A 22,185-nucleotide genomic window follows, 5' to 3' on the forward strand; every position below is an offset into this window, starting at 1 on the left:
TCCGTGGTACACGCTCCTGCGACAGTGTTTGTCAGAACCTCAAGAGGCCAGAATGAAGTCTGTGGCCGAGATGGTGTTCGGGTCTCCCACACCTACCAGGGTGATGGAACCGGCACCGAAGGTGAGTAACGTATCCGCTCCCTGATCAAAGACGTTGACACTGGTGTTGAAGGTCGCAGCCGTGATGTTGAGTGCGGCGAAATTGAGCAGATCCTGGCCGCCCGCCGCGTTGGCATCAAAGCCGATGATCCGGTCGTTGCCGAAGGCCAGTCCGAACACGAAGACATCGTCGCCAGTGCTGGCATTCATCGTGTCGTTGCCGGCCCCACCGGCAATACTGTCGTTGCCGGCACCGCCATCGATGATGTCGCTGCCTAGGCCGCCCAGCAAAGTGTCGTTGCCGCCAGCACCGTTGAGGTTGTCATTACCCACCCCACCGGTGATGACGTTGTTCGACGCGTTGCCGGTGCCGACGAAGTTGCCGACCCCGGTGTAGAGCAGATGCTCGGCATTGGCGCCCAGTGTGTAACTGGACAGCGACGTCTGAATGGAGTCCTCTCCACTGGCCGCCACTTCGATGACCCCGTCCGCGGCAGAATCGACGCGGTAGGTGTCATTGCCGACTCCGCCTTCCAACCGGTCAGCCCCCACACCGCCATCGATGACGTCGTTGCCGAGGCCACCCAGCAATGTGTCGTTGCCGTCACCGCCGTTGAGCGTGTCATTACCGGTCCCGGCGGTAATGATGTTGCTCAACGCGTTGCCAGTGCCGACGAAGTTGCCGGCTCCGGTGAAGAGCATGTGCTCGACATTGGCGCCCAGCGTGTAGCTGTTCAGCGTCGTTTGTACGGAGTCCGCACCTTCACCCGTCACTTCGACCACCAGGTCCCCGGCTGAATCGACGCGGAAGGTATCGTTGCCCAGTGCGCCGACCATCCGGTCATTGCCCGCACCGCCAGTGATGACGTCGTTGCCGGCTCCACCCAGCAACGTGTCGTTGCCGTCACCGCCGTTGAGGGTGTCATTACCCACCCCACCGGTCATGACGTTGTTCAACGCGTTGCCGTTGCCGGTGAAGTTGCCGGTTCCGGTGTAGAGCAGATTCTCGACATTGGCGCCCAGTGTGTAACTGGCCAGGGTCGTCTGTACGGAATCGGAACCTTCACCCGCCGCCTCGGTCACCAGGTCCCCGGCTGAATCGACGCGGAAGGTATCGTTGCCGGCTCCGCCGGCCATTGCGTCATTACCCGCACCGCCGGTGAGGACGTCGTTACCGGCACCACCGATCAATGTATCGTTGCCGTCACCACCGTTGAGGGTGTCATTAGCCGTCCCGCCGGTGATGACGTTGTTCAGCGCGTTGCCGTTGCCGGTGAAGTTGGCGGCTCCAAGGTAGAGCAGATGTTCCATGTTGGCGCCCAGTGTGAAGCTGGCCAGCGTGGTCTGTACGGAATCCGCCCCCTCGCCGGTCAACTCGGTCAGCACATCCCCGGCTGAGTCGACGCGGAAGGTGTCGTTGCCGGTTCCGCCCAGCATCTGGTCATTACCCGCTCCGCCATTGAGGAAGTCATTGCCGTCCTCGCCATTGAGGAAGTCGTTGCCGTCTCCGCCACTGAGATTGTCGTCGCCGATGCCGCCAAACAACTGGTCGACACCACCCAGGCCAATGAGCGTATCGTTCCCGCCCAAGCCAAACAGCACATCGCTACCTGCGGTGCCGACAAGGGTATTCGCCAGGGCATCCCCCGTTTGCACAGCACCCAGCAGCACGACCAGCGCCGTCGCCGCAGAGGTCACCGACTCCAGCGTGCCGAAGCCATCGGTGTAGCGTGCGATCACCCGGATTTGCTGGTTGATCTGCGCCGCACCCGGGGTGAAGGTCGCGTTGGTCGCGCCGGCGATATTGGTGAAGGTAGTCCCGACACCTTGCTGCCACTGGAAGCTGAATGTACCCAGCCCGTCCGGATCGGCAATCCCGGCCGTCTGTGCGGTCAGCACCTGCCCTTGAGTCGGTGTCGTATCGCTGATCAGCAACGCACCTGTCGGTGCATCGTTGACGTTGGCCACCGGTGCCGTGGCATCGGACGCAACGGTTTCGGCGACACCGAAGTCATCGACGTAACTGACCACCACGCGCACCTGATCGCCGACCTGAGCCTGGCCGAGCGTGAAGGTGCTGCCGGTGGCTCCGGGGATGTTGACGAAGGTGACTCCGTTGGTCTCCTGCCACTGGAAGGTGAACTGCGGATTGCTCAGGCCATCGACATCGATGATGGTCGACAGGTCAGCGGTCAACACCTGGTTCTGCGTCGCCAGCCCGAGGATGGTCGGACCTGCAGTCGGTGTGTTGTTCGCCGACGAATCGACGAACTCCAGCGTACTGTCGGCATCCTGATAAACTGCCCGAACACGGATGTTCAGACCGGCGACATCATCCGCCACCCGGTAGGTGGTGCCCGTCACCCGCGATGCCTCGCCGGCGGCGATAACGGTGATGTCTTCATAGATGCCCGAACCGGCAACGTTTTCGACCTGCCAGTAGTAAGACACCGGACCGGTAACCGCACCGGTCGGATTGGTTGCACTCACACTGTCCAGGTCGCGGACCGACTGATTGCTGACGCGCAACAGCTGGCCGGCGACAGGCGTATCCTCACGCGCACCGGTGACACCATCAAGGATCGCCAGACGCCCCACAGGCCCGCTGTTCACGGCGGTGCCGACGCCGGACGCCTGCGCCTGGTCAGCGAACTGCAGACGCTCGATGCCCGTCAGGCGATCCACGCCATCACGGCCCGCCACCAGGTCGGTCACGATGACGGAGTTGCCTTCGACAGCGACCGTGTACTCCGACGCATTACCGGAATACACCGCAGTGTCGAAGTTGTCAGTGCCGGTCAGAATCTCCCGCACGATGACCAACTGGCCCGGGTTGTAAGTACCGTTGAGCATGAACGGCACCAGTGGTTCCATGCTGTTGAACGTGGCGATCTCCGCGCCGCCTCCATCAGCATTCGCCCGTACGCTGATGCGCACGTTCAGCCACTTGTCACCATCGATGATGTCGTCACCACCGCGGCCTTCGATGAGGTCGCTGCCGCTGCCACCGAGGATGATGTTGCCGCCGTCAAAGAACGTAGCTCCCGCTGCCAGCAGATCAGACAGACCGTTGATCAGGCTGATGTTGGTCAGCACACTGCCGGTTGCACCCGCAGTAGGTAGCGTTGTCGCATCTGTGCTATCGCCGCGCAGGTAATCACCGTGAGACGAACCCGACAGACCTTCCATGGCGTCGAAACGCACCAGCGCCGACGCACCCGAACCCGGCGTCGGTGGTACATCGAAGAAACGGTCGCTGAAATCGATGCTCACGCCCTGGGCAAGCCCCTTGAAGGTCGCCCAGTCATAGCCCGAGCCGCCGATATAGCGATCACCGAAGCCGAGACTGCCGACCATGATGTCGTCACCGCCTTCGCCGTTGAACTTATCGTTCTCGCTGGCGCCGACGAATACATCGTGGCCGATCACAGGGTCGTTACCGAGCGGGTCGAAGTTGTCGCCAGGTGCACCGTCCGAAGTGCCCTTCTCGATCCAGTCGTCGCCTTCGTTACCCATGTCCTGTTCGTTGGCCTTGCTGCCCAGGATGAAGTCGTTGCCCTGGCCACCAATGGCTTCGGAGGCGTCCTCACCGGTAATGATGAAGTCGTTGCCGAACCCGCCAATGATCAGGTTGACGCCGTTACCTCCGTGCAGTACGTCGTGGCCGTCGCCACCCTGGAGGTTATCGTCGCCACCGGTGTCGGTGATGATGTCGTCGCCGGCACCACCGCGCAGCTGGTCGTTGCCGTCACCGCCTTCGATGCGATCATTGCCACCATCACCCCAGACTGTGTCATCGCCTTCACTGGAAATGAGGATGTCTGCGTTGTCGGTGCCGCCCAGCACGATGTGCTGGTCACCTGTGTACTTGATGTAGTTGGTGTCCGCCCCCACGGTCAGCGGGTTGTCGCGGAACACCACCTGCTCGCCGTTCGGGCCGAGCGGATCGGCGGCGGCCAGGCCTTCGTTGAACTGCCTCCCCGCGTCCACCTCCAGGTAGAGTCCCGGGGTCGAGAACACCAGGCCCGGCAAGTGAGTGGCCGAAGTGTTTGCCATGATCATCTTGGCAAACGAGTTGCTTTCAAGTTCCGCATTCATCGTCAGGCCAGCGGTACGCTCCAGGTAGTAGAAGCGATCGCCGTCCTGCAGTTTTTCCATCTGGTTCTCGAACACGAAGTTGAAGGTCGAGCCGAGCATGCCGCCGAACGGAGTTTTCTGTTCGGCAAGGCCGCCAATCCACATATCGATGGCATCGACACCCGTGACGGTCACGCCCCTCAGGTCGTCGGCAGTGCCCAGCACGCCATCCGTGCCGGCCAGCGTTACGTTGGCATAGGCACCGGTGCTGTTGAGGAAGTCCAGGCGGTCAGCCGGCGCACCCACACCACCGAAGACCAGTGCCAGGGCTGCAGCGCGCTTGCCTTCCAGCGTGGTCGCCGCGGTGATCGTGTCATGCGTGCCATAGGCCGCGATGAAGTTGATCAACGACTCCGGATGCTTGAGGTGCTGCACCAGGTCGACCCAGCTGGTGTACGGCTTGAGTTGGGTGTCACCGGTTTGACTGTAGATGTCGCGGCGGAACGCGTTGAGTGAAGGAATCCCCACGTCGCGGCCACGGGCGATGTTGATCGCCGGCAGATCGAGCGGCAGGCCGAGCAGGTTACTGCGCAGGGCCTCGGTGACGAATTCGTCGATTTCGTTACCGGCTTGCCGGGTCACCCCACGGATGATCGCACTGGTCGCATCCTCTGCCGACACGCCACTGGCGGCGTACGCCAACGGGTTGAGGAACGCCGCAATCAGGCCGAGCTGCTGAGCAGGATCAGCGCTGTTCGGATCGCTCACCACGTTGAAGTCGATGTCGTAGCGATCGACGGTCTCGGTCAGCATCGAGTGGCCAAACCGGTACACGGTGTGGGCAAACTCGGCGACGATCGAGGCATCGAGGTCGACGTCATAGACCTGGGTCGGTGCGAAGAACAGGTCGACGTTGGGCTGGATGGTCCGCGCAAATTCCTCGAACACCAGGTGCTGGTACTGCATCTCGGTACCGAACTTGGCAGCCTGGAACAGGCGCTCGCCATTCCACACCAGCGCATCGAACTCAGCCTGGTTGGTTGGCAACGCAGTCACCGGAGTGAGCAGCCACTCGTTGAGGAAGGCCACGTCACCCGAATCGAGCACGGTGTCCTTGGTCTGCGCAACCAGCCGGTTGTGCTCGGAGTGGAAGATCGCATGCACCGCGGTCAGGCCGATGTTCTCGTTGACCCGACCGTCGCCGGCGATGTAGTGAGCATCGAGCAGCTCGTTGTCATAGGTCAGGTTGTTGCCGCCTGGGCCAACAGGCTGCGCATTGCCGACATCGGTGTCAGCGTCCGCCTGCAGAACCCCACCAACGACGACCGGCACGGCATTGTGAGCGATGTCGGCGAGGAACTGGTGACCGGTGCGCACGGCATTGCTCAGGTCAATCGGCGCTAGCGGATTGCCTTCGACAAGTTCGTCATCAGCCGTGCCGCCAATACCGTCAACCCCTGTCATCACCACCATCGGGAAGCCGTTCGGCCCCTTGATGAAATTGCCATAGGCGTCGGTCGCCAACAGCGGGCCACTATCGACATCGGCATCGGTAAGGTTGATACCCAGGATGTCGCGGGCCTGTGCCTTGACCACTTTCCAGGTCGCCATGCCACCCAGTTCGATGTCATCCGAGGTACCAAACTGGCCATCCGCCCCCAGGTCACGGTTGGTGATCAACCGGCCGGTCGCTATGGGGCCGTTGTCAGTCATTTGATAAGCGCGCAGGAACACCTGGTGCGACGGATGCGAGCTATAGGTCTGGTTCTGGTCCACGAACGGCGTGGTGGTGTTGGTGTGCTCATGGATGTCGTCGGCCGTGCCGAGAATGCCATCGGCTCCCGGCTGGTTGGTCGCGCGGGTCAGAACCATGAAGTTCGTCGGGCTACCTGGGACAAACAGTGGATCATCCGGTTGCAGCGGGATGAACACGGTGCCCGAACCACCTTTGGTCACCAGGTCCAGGCCATGATCGAAGAACTGCCCGAAGAAGGTCATCCAGGCGTTGAACGGTGCGGACAACCCCGCGTCCGCCGTGGTGTTCTCGAACAGGTACACATCGCGGTCGTCGGCAGTGCCGAACTCACCGTCCAGGCCGGGGCTGGCGACTATCGATACGCCATCCTTGAGCACGTCGTCATTACCCGCCAGGCCGAAGTTGAGCACACCGTCCGCGCCCGGGTCGAAAGCCGTGGCATAGGCCGCCGGATTGTTCGACGTCTGGTCGACGATCAGGTTACTGATGGTGCGCGGCTGCGAGTCAATCACAATGCCGTTGTTCTGCGCATACGACGTTCCCCCTTCCGCCGGATTGAGGACCGGATCGCTCACGCGCGGAAAGAGGTTATCGGCGGCGCCGAACTCGGTGTTGTTGGTGCCGTTGAGGTTCAACAGGTTGTTGTTCGACCCGTCGACCGTACGCAGGCCCAACGGCGCGCGGATGTTCGGGATCAGCGAGAGGATGTCCTGACCGGCCGCATCAGCCTCGGCAATCCTGATCTGGTCAAGAATGAAGTTGAGGTCGGAGCGGACCATGTGCAGGCCTGCGCCACCCGCGGTGGCATCGACAACCGGGGTCTGCGCGGTCGGTACAACCGGCGCGCCGGGAGCTACCACTGAAGTGGGTTGCGAGAACAACACCTCAGTCGTGCCATGAGCATCCTGGTAGATCGCCTTGACCCGCAACGACAGGCCGGCAAGGTCGGGAGAGACCTTGAACGTGGTGCCGTCGGCACTCTGGAACGCCACGTCGCCGGCCGGCAGCAGGATGATGTCCTCGAAAACGCCGCTGCCTGGATCCGCCTCGAATTGCCAGAAGTAGGACACCGAGCCGTTGATCAAGCCTTGCGGATTACCCGCCCCGACGTTGTCGGCATCGGTCACCCCGGCCACGCTGACAGTCAGTATATCGCCCACGACTATCGCGCCGCCGTTGCCATCCGTGACAGTCGGACTGCCAGCCGGTTCGGCATTGAGTCCATCCACCAGCACTAGCTGGTTATCGGCGAATTGCAGACGTTCGATATGCAACAGAGTATCGGCGCCGTCGCGGCCCGCTACGCTGTCTGTCACGGTATAGACGTCGTCCGCCAGATCGGCGGTGCCGCGGTCGTCGACGGTCACCGTGTACTCGTCCTGAAGCCCGGAGAAAATGGCGGTGTCGAAAGCCGCCCCGCCGGTCGAGGTGCCGGGCATGATTTCCCGCACGGCCTGGAGCTGACCAGGGTTGATGGTGCCGTCCAGCATGAGCGGAATCATATCGACCATGCTGTCGAAGGAGGCGATTTCGGGACCGGTATGGTTGACGTCAGCCGGATCATAAACGGCAATCCTGACGTTGATCCATTTGTCGCCGTCGATCAGGTCATCGCCACCGCGACCCTCGATCAGGTCACTGCCATCGCCGCCAAGGATGATGTTGCCAGTGGCAAAGCCGGTGACCGGCAACCCGGCATCAGCCAGGAACTGGTCCAGCCCGCGGATCAACGCCACATTGGTCAGCGCACTGCCCGTGGTACCGCCGTGGTTGATGATGGTGTCGGCATCGACATTATCGCCTTTGAGCACATCGCCGAAACTCGAACCGGACAAGCCCTCGACCTCGGCATATCGGTCGAGAATCGAGGCCGGCGAGGCGCCGACCGGATTGAACACCCCGGTGTTCTGGTTGGGCGCGTTGCCGTGTGGCTGTGCCAGCGTGACCATGGTCAGGTCGGCAGTCACGCCGTGCCTGTCATTCTTGTAGGTCACCCAGTCGAAGCCGGACATGCCATCCATGTTGTCTTGGGCGTCGCTGCCGGTAAAGATGTCATCGCCACCCTCGCCGATCATTTCGTCGAAGCCGGGACCACCGACAAAGATGTCGTTGCCGATCACATCGTCATTGAGCAGTGGCGAGAAGTTATCACCAGGCGCACCGTCCTGGGTGCCCATCTCGATCCAGTCATCACCTTCGCCACCGGTAGGTGGCAGGTTGGTCTTGGCACCGAGGATGAAGTCGTCGCCCTGGCCACCGAAGGTGGTGCTGATGTCTTCCGTGGTGATGATGAAGTCCTGGCCAGCGCCACCCAGGATCAGGTTGCCACCCGCCAGCATGCTGCCGGCCACGATCACATCGTTACCGTCATTGCCTTCCAGACGGTTGTCACCGAACGAGTCGCTGATGATGTCATCACCCGCACCGCCCAGTACCGCGTCGTTCCCGGCGCCGCCTTCGAGGCGGTCGTTGCCGCCGTCTCCGTAAAGGGTGTCATCGCCCTCGCCGGAAATGAGGATGTCATTGCCGGCGGTGCCGCCCATGACGATATGGTCTTCACCGGTGTACTGCAGATAATTGGTATCCGGACCCACGGTGTCAGGGTTGTCGCGAATCACCAGCGACACGACTTCGACGCCGTTGATCATGATGCCGCCCGTAGGGTCGGCTCGGCCGTCCGCGCCAAGGCCGGTGAACTGAGCGGTCTGATCCACCTCGAGGGTGAACGTCGGTGTCAGGAACACAGTGTTCGACAGGTGGGTGACATCGGAGTTGAGCATGATCAGCTTGGCAAAGGAGTTGTTTTCCAACTCGGTGCCGAAGTCCAGGCCCGCGGTACGCGCCAGGTAGTAGAAGCGGTCGCCGTCCTGCAACGCCTCCATCTGGGTTTCAAACACGAAGTTGAAGGTCGAGCCGAGCATGCCGCCGAACGGCATCTTCTGTTCGGCGAGGCCACCGACCCAGAAGTCGATGTCGTCGACGCCCGTGATCGTCACACCGGTCAGGTCATCTGCAGTACCCAATACCCCATCCGCGCCGGCCAGCGTTACGTTGGCATAGGCACCGGTGCTGTTGAGGAAGTCCAGGCGGTCAGCGGGCGAACCCACGCCCCCCAATACCAGCGCCAGGGCTGCATCGCGTTTGCCTGCCAGTGTGGTCGCCGCCGTGATCGTGCTGTGCGTGCCATAGGCCGCGATGAAGTTGACCAGCGACTCGGGGTGCTTGAGGCTGTCTGCCAGGTCGGCCCAACTGATGTAAGGCTTGAGCTGGCTGTCGCCGGTTGATTCGTAGAACTCCCGGCGCGCCTCATTCAAGGTGGGGATGCCCGTGTCGCGACCACGCGCCAGGTTCAGGGCCGGCAAATCGAGCGGCAGACCGAGCAGGTTGTTGCGCAACGCTTCAGTGACGAACTCATCGATCTCGTTACCGACCTGGCGGGTCACACCGCGAATGATCGCACCTGCCGCCTGGTCCGCAGTCAACCCGCTGCTGGCGAACGCCAGAGGGTTGAGGAAGGCCGCGATCAACCCCATTTGCGAGTCCGGGTTGGAGGGGTCAGTGAGCAGCGGATTGAACGCCGGGTCGAAGCGATCGACGGTCTCGGTCAACATCGAGTGACCGAAGCGGTACACCACGTGGGCGAACTCGGCGAGGATTGCCGGATTGATCGAGGTGTCATACCCGTTGGGCGCAAGGAACGCGTCAATCTGTGGCTGAACGGTCCGCCCGAATTCCTCGAACACCAGGTGTTGGTACTGCATTTCAGTACCGAACTTGGCGGCCTGGAACAGGCGTTCACCATCCCACACCAGTGCCGCGATCTCGGCGGGTGTAGTTGGTATCGCAGTCACGTCGTCAGCCAGCCATTCATTGAGGAAGGCCAGGTCACCGGAGGCAAGGATGGTGTCCTTGGACTGCTGGACCAGACGGTTGTGCTCGGAGTGGAACACATGGTGCACGGCGGTCAGGCCGATGTTCTCGTTAACCCGGCCGTCGCCGGCAATATAGTGGGAGTCGAGCAGTTCGTTGTCATAGGTCAGGTTGTTGCCGCCCGGGCCAACAGGCTGCGCATTGCCGACTGCGGTGTCGGCATCCGCCTGAAGAACGCCACCGACGACGACGGGTGCAGCATTGTGGGCAATGTCGTCGAGGAAGGCATGCCCGCTACTCACGGCGTTGGCCAGACTGATCGGAGCAGCCCGGTTGCCTTCGACCAGTTGCGTAACATCATCAGCTGTCCCGGCGATGCCGTCGGCACCATTACTGACGCGAATCACGACCTGCGGCATGCCGTTAGGCCCGCGGATGAAGTTGCCGTACGCATCGGTTGCCAGCAACGGCACGTTGTGCACATCGGCGTCGGTCAGGTTGATGCCAAGCATGTCACGGGCCTGCGCCTTGACCACTGCCCAGGTCGCCATGCCATCAGCGGCGCCATCATCGGAAGTGCCGAACACGCCATCGGCGCCGAGATCGCGGTTGGTAATCAAGCGCCCCGTGGCAACAGGGTCACCTGCCGCGTTGAGCACGTACTCACGCAGGAACACCTGATGCGAGGGGTGCGAGCTGTAGGTCTGGCTTTGGTCGACGAACGGCGAGGTGGTGTTGGTCTGGCCATCATCGGCCGTGCCGACTACGCCGTCCGCGCCGGCGGTACGCACTGCGCGTGAGAGCACCATGAAGTTGGTCGGGCTGCCCGGTACGAACAACGGATCGTCCGGCTGCAGCGGAATGAACACAATGTCGGTAGCGCTCTTGGTGACCAGGTCGAGGCCGTGGTCGAAGAACTGGCCGAAGAAAGTCATCCACGAGTTGAAGCCGGCGGTCAGGCCGACGTCCGGCGACTCGTTGGGAAAGAAGAATACGTCCTTGTCATCAGCCGTTCCGAATACGCCATCCAGCCCGGGGCTGGCGACTATCTGCACGCCATCCTTGAGTACGTCGTCATTACCCGCCGTGCCGAAGTTGAGCACACCGTCCAGGCCCGGGTCGAACGCAGAAGCATAGGCCGCCGGGTTGTTGGCGGTCTGGTCGACGATCAGGTTACTGATAATCCGTGGTTGCGGGTCGACCACCGTCCCGGTTCCTGCGTATTGCGCCGATAGAAAGGAAGGATCAAGCAGGCGCGGAAAATCAGCGTCCGCCGCGCCGAAATCAGTCTGGCCGGTGACCAGGTTGTTGAAGCTGCCATCGACGGTACGCAGACCGAATGGCACCTGAGTGTTGGGAAGCAAATCAGTGAGGCTGGTGCCGGCGGCATTCGCTTCGGCGATAAAGATTTGCTTGAGGATGAATTCCAGGTCCGATTGGGTGAAATTGGCCATTTTGGATTGCCCTCGATCTGTCTGGGTAAAGGCGCGGGACGAGAAAATCCTCCCGCGCCAAGTCAAGTGCTGGCTTGCGCAGTGTGTTGGTCATGTTTTTTTGCGAGAGCTGGCGTTACCCGGGACCCGGGATACGCGCCTGGAATTCGCGTAGTGAATGGCTCGCCGAACGGTCAGGCAGAGCAAGTACGACCCTTGGGCGGGCCATGGAAACAGGAGGTAAAGGCAAACTTGCTGGAAAGTCCCTTCACTCTGCAAAAGAACGCAATGATCGACATGCTCTGCTCCTTCCGGGAAATCACCGCGCCTTGCGTTGCCAAAACGATGGCAAGCTTCAGGCGGGCGGCCCCCCCGATAACTAAGACTAAAGTTCCATAGCAAATCTTTGTCAATATTCCGTCGTGAAAACAGACGACTGGTGTTTAGTCGACACAACTAGCTGTTTTTAAACGACATATAGAAAGTTGAGTGCAGGTATAGAGCGAAATGTTATTTCGGAGGGTTTCAGCGCGACCTACGCTCCTGCATAAGGGAGCAACGCAGAGATTTCGGAAGACTCGCCATTCACAGAGCGACCAGTCTGCGTGTGCATAAGTCGTTTAACGGACTACATTTACTGTTAGCTGTTGCGCCCCAAGGGCAACCGCCTTTTCGAAGTGGGAGGATCACCATGCCCAAGCAGTCGAGCATCCGTTCCGAACTGTCCGACGCGCTCTTTCGCCTGCGCCGCAGCTTTTATTCGCTGGCAGCGTTCAGCGGTGTCATAAACGTCATGATGTTGACGCCAGCTATTTATATGCTGCAGGTCTATGATCGAGCCCTGGTCAGTGGGAACGTTACGACGCTGACAATGCTGACTGTGCTGGTGGTGGGTCTTTTCCTTTTGATGTCCACGCTGGAAATGGTCCGCACCAAGGTGCTGATCCGGGTCGGCAACTGCCTCGACATGGACCTCAACCGACGCGTTTTCAACGCTGCATTCGAACGCAACCTGAGCCGCGCCGGAGGTAATCCGGCCCAGGCCCTGCAAGATCTCTCCCAGGTTCGTCAGTTCGTCACCGGCAGTTCCCTGTTCGCCTTCTTCGATGCACCGTGGACGCCGATCTACCTGTTGGTCGCCTATCTGATCCACCCGATGCTCGGGCTGATCACGCTGATCGGTTCCCTGATTCTGATAGGCCTGGCTTATCTCACTGAAAAGTCGACGCAGAAGCCGCTGGCCGAAGCCAATCAGGCCGCCATGTCCTCAGCCCAATACGCCAACAACAACCTGCGCAATGCCGAGGTCATCGAGGCCATGGGCATGCTGCCGTCGATCAGCAAGCGCTGGTTCAATAGCCATTTGCGCATCCTGGAAATGCAGACCCTGGCCTCCGACCGCGCCGCCTTGATCAGCAGCACCGGACGCTTCGTGCGTATCACGCTGCAGTCACTGATCCTCGGCGCCGGCGCGCTGCTGGCGATCGAAGGCAAGATCACTCCGGGGATGATGATTGCCTGCTCGATCCTCACCGGCCGTGCACTGGGCCCGGTGGAACAGGTCATCGCATCGTGGAAGCAACTGCTCGGCTGCCGTTCGGCCTGGGGCAGGCTCAACGAGATGCTGCAAGACTTTCCGCGCCGGCCACCGAGCATGTCGCTGCAGCGGCCGCAGGGCATGCTGGCAGTGGAGAATGTGTATGCCGGGGCCCCTGGTACCAACAACACGATTCTACGCGGCGTGGGCTTCAGCCTGGTCCCCGGTGAAAGCCTTGGCATCATCGGCCCGTCCGCCTCGGGCAAATCCACCCTCGCCCGCCTGCTGGTCGGGGTCTGGCCGGCGCAGGCCGGCAAGGTGCGCCTGGACGGCGCGGACATATTCACCTGGAACAAGGGCGAACTCGGCCCCTGGCTCGGCTATCTGCCACAGGACGTGGAGTTGTTCGAGGGCAACATCGCCGACAACATTGCGCGCTTTGGCGAAGTGGACAGTGAAGCGGTCATCCGCGCCGCCAAGATCACCGGCGTGCACGAGATGATCCTGCGTTTTCCGCAGGGTTATGACACCCGCCTGGACACCGATGGCAGCCCCCTTTCCGGCGGCCAGAAGCAGCGAATTGCCTTGGCCCGCGCACTGTATGGCGAGCCCAATCTGATCGTGCTGGATGAGCCGAACGCCAACCTCGATGACGTCGGCGAAAAGGCCCTGGTCGATGCGCTGGCCGAACTCAAGGGCCGTGGCGCCACCGTCGTCCTGATTTCCCACCGTCCCAACGTACTCTGCGCCGTCGACAAGGTGCTGATGCTGCGTGACGGCGGCGTGCAGATGCTCGGCACGCGCGATGAAGTATTCGCAGCGCTGCGCAAGGCCAGTGTGATGCCTGCAGGCGCGTCGACTCCGCTGGCCTCCGTCAAAGCACGGGAGTGACCGATCATGCAACTGAGCCAACACACCGAGATGATTCCTGCCGATCCCCGCAGCGCGGTAGACCTGGACGTCGGCAGACCCACGCGATGGGGCGTGTGGCTGGTGCTCGCCGGCTTCGGCGGCTTCCTCCTGTGGTCCTGGCTGGCACCGCTGGATGCCGGCGTGGTCGCGACCGGCACGGTCAAAGTCACCAGCAATCGCAAAGCCGTACAGCACCTCACGGGCGGCACCGTGGAGGCCATACTCGTTCGCGAAGGCGATTTGGTGAAAAAAGGACAGGAAGTGGTCCGCCTCGACTCGTTGCGTGCCGCTGCCGAAGAGGGTGCGATCAGCGCTCAGTACATCGTCAGCAAGACCGTGGAAAACCGCCTGGAAGCGGAACGAGACGGTCGCGATGTAGTGACCTACGATCCCGAGCTGCTCAAGCGCTTCAAGGGTGACTACCGCCTGGAGGCCGCCATGGACCTGCAGCAGCGCCTGCTGGACACCCGCCGCGCCGGACTCGCTGGCGAAATCAGCATCCTGCAGGAGAACCTGGCAGCGTCGGCAGTGCAGCTCAAGGGCCTGCAGCAGGTCTACAGCGCCCGCGCTTCGCAGATCGGCTTCCTCAATCAGGAACTGCAGGGCACCCGCGTGCTGTCGGCTGAAGGCTATGTGCCGCGCAATCGCCTGCTCGAGCTGGAACGCAGCAACGCCGACCTCTCCGCCGGCCAGGCCGAGAACCTCAACAACATCGCCCGCGTGCGCAGCCAGACCACCGAAATCAAGCTGCGCATCCTGCAGCGCCAGCACGATTACCTCAAGGAAGTCGAATCGCAGTTGACTGAAACCGCCAAGGAAAACACCACCCTGGCCGACCGCTTGCGCGCACTCGACTATGAAGTGACCCACACGGTGATTCGCTCGCCAATCGATGGCATGGTCCAGGGCCTGAGCATTGCCACCGTCGGTGGGGTCATTCAGCCCGGCTTCAAGATCATGGAAATCGTTCCGCTCAACGAACCGTTGCAGGTCGACGCGATGATTCCAGTGCAGGCCATCGACAAGATGGTCCCCGGCTTGCCCGTGGACATCGCCTTCCCGGCCTTCAACCATGCCCAGACGCCAAACATCCCAGGTCGCGTGCTGACCATCTCCGCCGACCGCCTGATGGACGAGGAAAGCAAGGAACCCTTCTATCTGGCCCAGGTGGAAGTCACGCCCGACGGCATGAACCTGCTTGGCAGCAATCACATTCGCCCCGGCATGCCCGCCACCGTCACCATCAAGACCGGCGAACGCAACATGATGAGCTATCTTCTTAAACCAATGCTCGAACGCGTGGACAGCTCATTCAAGGAACAATGAAATGGAACGTCATTGCCTGCTCTTCTGCTTGTTGGGGTTGACCCTGCCGGCTGACGCCATGGACCTCAAGCAAGCCTGGGATCTGTTGCAGTACCAGGGCCCTATCTACCAGGCCGCCGTGCATGAAAAACAAGCCGGCGGCGAAAACCGCGCCATCGGCAAGGCCGGCCTGCTGCCGCAGATCAACGCCTCGGCCTACAACAACAAGGTCAACGGCTCCCAAAGCCAGAACAACATCGACAATGATCTGCACTACGACTCCAAGGGCGCCAACGTGCGCCTGCGCCAGCCGCTGTTCAACAAACAGAAGATGGCCGAGTACCGCCAGGGTCAGCAGCGTGCCGACTACAGCAACGCGGTATTCGATGCCAAGAGCCAGGACGCCGCGGTGCGCCTGGCCGAAAGCTATTTCGACGTGCTCCTGGCCAGCGAAACCATCACCCTGGCCAAATCCAAGCTGAACGCCTTCGATGAGCAACTTGCCTCGGCGAAACGGCGCATGGAGTTGGGGGCCGGCACCATCACCGACATCGACGAGTCAGCCGCCCGCCGTGACCTTGCCGAAGCCGAACTGATCGAAGCGCAGGACAATCTGGTCAACGCGCGCGCCAAGCTTGAGGAATATATCGGTGAAACTCCCGAATCGCTGACCACCTTGCGTCCGAGCTTCGACACACCACCGCTGCTGCCGAGCAACCTGCAGGACTGGCTGGTCAAGGCCCAGACCGATAGTCCGCTGATCCATGCGCGCCGTTACAGCCGCGACCTCGCCGAAGAAGAAGTGAAGCGTGCCAGGGCCGGCCACTGGCCAACACTGGATTTCATCGCCGGCTACACCGCGGGTGAGAGCCAATCGCTCTCCGAGTTGAACCAACGCAACCGCTACGGCTCGATCGGGCTGGAAGTCAATATCCCGCTGTACAGCGGTGGCGGCGTCAGCGCACTGACGCGCCAGGCCAGCGCCAATAGCGACAAGGCCCTGGATGAGCTTGACGCCGCGCGTCAGGAAGTCATCACCGGAACCACCCGTGAGTATCAAGGCATACTCAGCGGCGCCAAACGCATTCGCGCCCTGGAGAAGGCAGTAGCGTCCAACGAACGCTCACTGGCATCGACGCGCAAGGGCTTCAAGGAAGGTGGCACCAGCACCAACTCGGACGTCCTCAATGCCGAAGAGCTGCTCTTCGTTGCGCGTCACGACCTGTTCGATGCCAAGTTGCGCTATTTGATGTCGCGTCTGCGCCTGGCTTCTTCGGTGGGCAGCCTGGGCGACGACGATATCGATCAGATCAACGACTACCTCGGCCCGGAACTGCTGGTCACCAACTAACGTTCTCCTGCCGGCCGGTCGAGCAAAATGGTGGCTGACCGGTGGACCCCCCTCCCTCTCAATTCCCCTCGCGTTTAACCCGGTCATTCAGTACTGCATCTCGATGCAGTAAGGCCGCGACCGCAAAAAACCGTCAGCGTGAAATTTGCCCACCAAGCCCTTGATTCCCTTTATGCTTAATCCGGTTCCAAATGAAAAGCCACGCCCGGCTCCAGGCTGTAAACTGTGTCCCCATGCGCAAACTTTTGTACCTGACATTTTCCATGGCGTTGCTCGCCGCCCTCACGACCTACGCGATGTGGGCCGCGGACCGACCGGTGGGCCACTACCTTTCGGACCTGCGGATCAACCTGGCAGTCGACCAGGGTACGCCTGCCGATCGTGGCAATCTGCTGGGCATTCAGCCCGAACTGTTTCCTACCGATTATCAAAGCCCCGAGCGTTTGCACCGCAAGCTCGCGGCCTACCTGCAAGCGGCCCGGGACCAGGGTTTGTTGAACGGCAAGACCGTCGTCGTGTTGCCGGAACACGTCGGTACCTGGCTGATGGTCAGCGGCGAAAAAGATGAGTTGTATCAGGCCAGCACCCTCAAGGAGGCCATGAACTGGCTGGCGGTGAGCAATCCCCTCAAGTTCGCCAGAGCATTGATCAGCGCCGAGGGTGGCAACCGCCTGGACGATGCCCACCTGCGCATGAAAGCCAAGGCGATGGCCAGAGACTACCAGGCGTTGTTCGGAGGATTGGCCAGGGAATTCCACGTGACGCTTGTCGCGGGCTCCATCGTGCTGCCCGAACCGAGCATCATTGACGGCACGTTGAAAATCGGTCGCGGCGCGCTGTACAACAGTAGTGTGGTGTTCAACAACGATGGCCTGCCGATCGGCCAGCCCCAGCGCCAGATGCACCCGTTCTTCGCAGAACAGAACGGGATCAAGGCGAACGCCGACCACTTGCTCAACGTCGTTGATACCCCCGCAGGTAAGCTGGGCGTATTGATCGGCCACGACAGCTGGTACCCGGAAAACTACCTCAAACTCAACGACCAGAGCGTACAGCTGGTTGCGGTACCGGCCTTTGTTCCCGGCCGTGGCACCTGGGAGCAGCCGTGGCGTGGCTACAGGGGGGCATCGGAGCCGGCGTCGGTCAACCTCAAGCCCGGAGAAGTCAGCGAAGGCCAGGCCTGGCAGCGCCTGACCCTCACGACCCGGGTACCGGCCAGCCAGGCTGTCGCGGGCATGAGTGTGTTCCTGCGGGGGCAATTCTGGGATCAAGGCAGCGCCGGGCACAGTTTCCTCAGCCGCAACGGCCAGCAGTTTGCCGACGGCGACGCTCAGGGTGCGCGTTTGCTGAACCTCTGGTTGTAAGCCATGAAACCGCAGCCGATGCGCCTCGGCGATCTGTCGGTGGGCTTTGTTCATAGCCTGGCCGATGCCGTGCGCAGCCATGGCGTCGATCCGCAGCCACTGCTCGATCAATACGGCCTCGATGCAGCACGACTGAGCGAGGCCGGTGCCCGCCTGTCAATACCGCGCTACATGCGCCTGGGCCACGGCGCCATTCAACTCACCGACAACCCGGCCCTTGGCTTACGCATGGGTCAACTCAGTCGCCTGAGCCAGATCGGCCTCGCAGGGGTCACCGCCGCCCAGGCACCCACAGTACGTGAAGCCGCACGCTGTCTGATCCGCTTCGAAGCCTTGTATGGTTCCAATTATCGCGGCCAATCAAGCTTCCACGAAGACGCCCAGGGTGCCTGGCTGCGCTTCTATTCGATCAGCCCCTACAACGCCTACAACCGTTTCGTGGTGGATTCGATCATTGCGGGCTGGTTGCAGCAATTATCCAGTGTCAGCCCCATCCCGCTGCGCGCCGAACGTATCGAGATCGAATTCGACGAACCCGGATACCGCGCGGCTTATGACGTTCTGGGTGACTGTCCGATCCAGTTTGGCAGCGAACGCAATCAACTGCGCTTGAGCCTGGCAAGCCTCGCCCAGCGCAACCCCGAGCATTGCCCGAGCACCTGGCGGCATTTGCTGCAACTGTGCGAGCAAGAGCTGGAACAACTGACACGCACCCGCAGCCTGCGTGAGCGCATCATCGCGCTGCTGGGCCCCTTGCTCAATGGTGGCCGGGAGCCCGACCTGGAAGAAGTGGCGGCACGCCTGAAGCTGCCCACCTGGACCCTGCGCCGCAAACTTGCCGAGGAAGGCACGCAATTTCGCGCAATCCTCAATGAAACCCGTCGCGACCTGGCCATGACCTACATACGCGACACCGAACTGGCGTTCGGGGAAATCGCCTACCTGCTGGGCTTTGCCTCAGCCGAAGCCTTTCAACGCGCATTCAAACGCTGGAACGGGCAGACTCCCGGCGAGTTTCGCCGCAGTCGTAGAAAAACAGCCTGAAGCCTCTGGCTGCAAGCGACAAGTTGGAGCTTTAAAGCTCGGTGGCGTCTTCCGCCGGCTCCAGCGGGTCCAGTTCGAAAGCCTGATACTCGAGCAGCTCTTCTTGATAATCGTCCATTATTGAATCCCCCGAAATACATTGAAAACGCTTGAATAAATGACCAGCCGCTTGAGCATAAAGTGCCCGTGTGAAAGAAAAATGACGCGGACACGAAACCCCGTCGCTACTGAATAAAACGTAGCAGCTGGTCAGGAATTTATCATGGGTTTTTTTCGCGGGAGACCGCAGGACAGTGGCTTTGTTTGACGCGGATCAATCGATGCGCTCGCTACGGGATCGTTACTCGCTGGCCGATCCCGTAACGCGAACAATCACTGACCGGTGACAGGCATCGCCGGAATCGCCTCGCTCGGCGGCGGCATGTCTGTCGGATTTGTCGGTGGCGTGATGGTTTCTACCGACGGTGCCGGATCCATGCTCTGCACCGGGGTGATCGGTGCCGCTTCAGGCGGCGGCATGACCGGCTCAGAGGCCGCTGGAGCGGGTTCCACTGGAGCCGGTGCCGGGATTACCGGGGCTGGCTCTGCGATCGGCGCAGTGGTCGCTGCAGGCGCCAGGGGAGCCGGTACTGCCTTGGCTTCAGGCATCCCCAGATCTGTTTTCGGCTTTTCCGGGATATGCGCAGCCTTTTTCGCTTCTGGCGGCAGGAACAGTTCGACCAGTGCAAAGAAACGCTCGTAGAACTTGGCAGACGATACGGTTTCGCTGGCGACCTTGACCATCGAGTCGTCAGAAGAACCGATCGGCATCGACACCGAGCCCAGCACACCCACACCAAGACTGGCGGAGTTGTTGGTTTTCTTCAGCGCATAACGATCCTGCAGGGCGTTGGCGAACACGGTCGCGTGGTGCCCTTCACTACCGTCATCGGCACACACCACATTGAAGCTGATCTCCATGTGGTTCTCGCCGGTCTGCTGGAAGCTCTTGTGACCGCTGACCAGCTTCGGATCGTTGCTGGTGATGATGTAACCCTGGCTGAGCAAGGCGCGGCGGGCGGCTTCACAGGTCTGGATATCGGTGACCGGATAGTTTCGGGAAAAGGTGCCGGAATCGTCGAAGTTCTCATGCTCGTAGATGGCAGCCTTGTTCGATGAACAGCCGGCTGCAACGGCCAGCACGGCAGCCACGCCGACAATCCGCATGGGAAATGATTTAAACATTGAACATCCTGAGGAAAACGGTTCGGGGCATATTGTGCAACAGATCGATGCTTAGCGGAGTATCGATTGTGTCTTAAAACGGTTACAGGCTGATTGACCCCGGTTTTGCACAAAAGTCACCGCGGCAAATGACGTACGGCACAACAAAAAGACCCCGGCGTTTCGGCCAGGGTCTTCTGTGTAGCGCTAAACCTGCAAAGGCATCAGTATTTCTTGATGTCTGCCTGGCTTTCCAGCTGCTTGCGATACGCCGCAAAGTCTTGCTGGCCGATGCGCGAAGCGAGGTAGCGACGATACTGCGCTTTCTCTTCTTCGGTCGGTGCCGCTGCTTCGTTCACGCCATTGAGGCGCACGATCATCAGGCTGCCATCGGCCAGCGTCACGCTGGTGAAGGTCGGCTTGTCCTTGGCCACAGGCTTCGCCATGCGGAACAGCGCTTGCAGCACAGCAGGGTCGACCCCTTCCTGAGCGCGAGTCGCCGCTTCGGTGACTTTCCAGGCCTGGCCGTCGACTGCCTGATCCAGCGGGGTCTTGCCATCGCGCAGGCTGGCAATCAAGGCTTCAGCCTTGGTCTTGGCATCGGCGCTGGCGTGCTCCTTGGCCAGTTGTACACGGATCGCAGCAGAAACACTTTCCAGCGGCAACTGCGAAGGCTTCAGGTGCTCCTTGGCACGCAACACGATCACGGTTTCCGGATCGAGCTCGATGGCGGTGCTGTTCGCACCCTCATCCAGGACTTCCGGGCTGAACGCGGCAGTGATCACGGCACGGTTGGCTGCAATACCCTCTCCGCCTTCGCGGCCGAACGGCTTGGTCGTCTGTACGGTCAGTTTCAGGTCCTGCGCCGGCTGAGCCAGATCGGACGCTTCGAACGAGGCGTCTTCCAGCTGCTTGCTCGCCTCAACGAAACGCTGCTCGACCTGCTGGGTTTTCAGCGCGCGGGTCAGCTTGTCTTTCAGGCTGGCGAAAGTTGGCACTTCAGGCGCTTCCACACCCAACAGCTTGATCAGGTGAAAACCGAAGTCGGTTCGAACCGGCGCCGAAACCTGGTCTTTGGCCAACGAATACAGGGCTTTTTCGAACGCCGGATCGTAGACGCCAGCACCGGCATAACCCAGGTCACCGCCGTTGTTCGCCGAACCCGGATCCTGGGAGAACTCCTTGGCCAGCGCCTCGAACTGCTCACCCTTGGCCAGACGGGCCTGGATCTCTTCGATCTTCGCCTTGGCTTGCGCCTCGGTGGTCTTGTCGTTCACTTCAATCAGAATATGCGCAGCCCGGCGTTGCTCGGACAGGTTCGCGATTTCTTTCTGATAGGCCGCTTGCAGTTCTTCGTCGCTGACGCTGACCTGGTCAAAGAAGGAAGACTTCTTCAACTCGAGGTAATCGATGACCACCTGATCCGGCGTCATGAACTCCTTGGCGTGCTCGTCGTAATAGGCCTTGACCTCTTCGTCGGTCAGCTTCACAGCCGACGGATCAGCCTTGATGTTCAGCGAAGCGAAATCGCGGGTCTGTTTTTCCAGACGGGCAAACGCCAGCACCTGCGCATCGGTCACGAAGCCGCTACCGGCCAGACCGGCACGCAGCTGGCCAATCAGCATTTCCTGAGCCAGCATCTGGCGGAATTGCATGCGGCTATAGCCGAGCTGGCGAATCACCTGGTCGAAACGCTCGGAGCTGAACTTGCCATCAACCTGAAATTCCGGTGTTTGCAGGATGACCTGATCAAGTGCCGCTTCGGAAAAGGCAAATTTCGATTGTTCTGCGCCTTGCAGCAGCAGCTTGCGATCGATCAGGCCCTTGAGAGCCGATTCGCGCAACATTTTTTCATCCAGCAAGGAAGCATCGAAATCCTTGCCCAGCTGTTGCATGAGCTGGCGGCGTTGCATATCCACCGCCTGGCTCAGCTCGTTCTGGCTGATTTCTTCACCGTTGACCTTCGCCGCTTCATTCTTGCTCGTCGTGGCCTGGAAAATGGCGTCGAAACCGGTCAAGGCCATCAGTGCAACGATGACCCCGATAATAGTCTTGGCAATCCAGCCTTGTGAATTGTCCCTGATATTCTGCAGCATGCGTCCCCCAGAAACGGTTGAACTTCAAAATTAGGCAACCGTGGAGCGTGGGTAGAATCCGGATAGAAGAAAGGCGCATCCGAGGATGCGCCTTCTCGTAACTGGCGGAGCGGATCAAAGGCTCGAACTGGCGACCCT

The 22,185-nt window shown here is 60.9% G+C and carries 8 protein-coding genes; 5 read left to right on the forward strand and 3 right to left on the reverse strand.

The genetic code is table 11. The annotated features are described in order from the left end of the window. Positions 1-39: 39 nt before the first annotated feature. Positions 40-11,256, reverse strand: a complete 11,217-nt coding sequence (locus ACXX83_RS14855) for a peroxidase family protein (protein ID WP_458548961.1) — start codon at positions 11,254-11,256, stop codon at positions 40-42. A gap of 670 nt (positions 11,257-11,926) precedes the next feature. Here ACXX83_RS14855 and ACXX83_RS14860 point away from each other — a divergent pair. From ACXX83_RS14860 to ACXX83_RS14880, 5 genes are all read left to right on the forward strand, one after another. After that, positions 11,927-13,663: a type I secretion system permease/ATPase gene (locus tag ACXX83_RS14860; RefSeq protein ID WP_217835754.1), complete on the forward strand. Its 1,737-nt coding sequence runs from the start codon at positions 11,927-11,929 to the stop codon at positions 13,661-13,663. Between the two features lie 6 nt (positions 13,664-13,669). Continuing rightward, the gene (locus tag ACXX83_RS14865) at positions 13,670-15,010 is read left to right on the forward strand and encodes an HlyD family type I secretion periplasmic adaptor subunit (RefSeq protein WP_217835755.1); all 1,341 of its coding nucleotides are present in this window, start codon (positions 13,670-13,672) and stop codon (positions 15,008-15,010) included. A 1-nt stretch (position 15,011) separates the two neighbouring features. After that, positions 15,012-16,340: a TolC family outer membrane protein gene (locus tag ACXX83_RS14870; RefSeq protein ID WP_458548962.1), complete on the forward strand. Its 1,329-nt coding sequence runs from the start codon at positions 15,012-15,014 to the stop codon at positions 16,338-16,340. A gap of 233 nt (positions 16,341-16,573) precedes the next feature. Continuing rightward, positions 16,574-17,704, forward strand: a complete 1,131-nt coding sequence (locus tag ACXX83_RS14875) for a carbon-nitrogen hydrolase family protein (protein WP_458548963.1) — start codon at positions 16,574-16,576, stop codon at positions 17,702-17,704. A 3-nt stretch (positions 17,705-17,707) separates the two neighbouring features. Next, positions 17,708-18,748, forward strand: coding sequence for an AraC family transcriptional regulator (locus ACXX83_RS14880; RefSeq protein ID WP_217835758.1), 1,041 nt, complete (start codon positions 17,708-17,710; stop codon positions 18,746-18,748). A 372-nt stretch (positions 18,749-19,120) separates the two neighbouring features. Here the strand turns inward: ACXX83_RS14880 and ACXX83_RS14885 are convergent, their stop codons facing one another. Together ACXX83_RS14885 and ACXX83_RS14890 are read right to left on the reverse strand one after the other, a co-directional pair. Next, positions 19,121-19,972, reverse strand: a complete 852-nt coding sequence (locus ACXX83_RS14885) for a DUF2242 domain-containing protein (protein ID WP_015094305.1) — start codon at positions 19,970-19,972, stop codon at positions 19,121-19,123. Between the two features lie 203 nt (positions 19,973-20,175). Further along, entirely contained in the window at positions 20,176-22,047 is a 1,872-nt protein-coding gene (locus ACXX83_RS14890) for a SurA N-terminal domain-containing protein (RefSeq protein WP_217835759.1), read from the reverse strand. Between the last annotated feature and the right edge of the window lie 138 nt (positions 22,048-22,185).

This window comes from Pseudomonas sp. GNP012 (assembly GCF_054343835.1).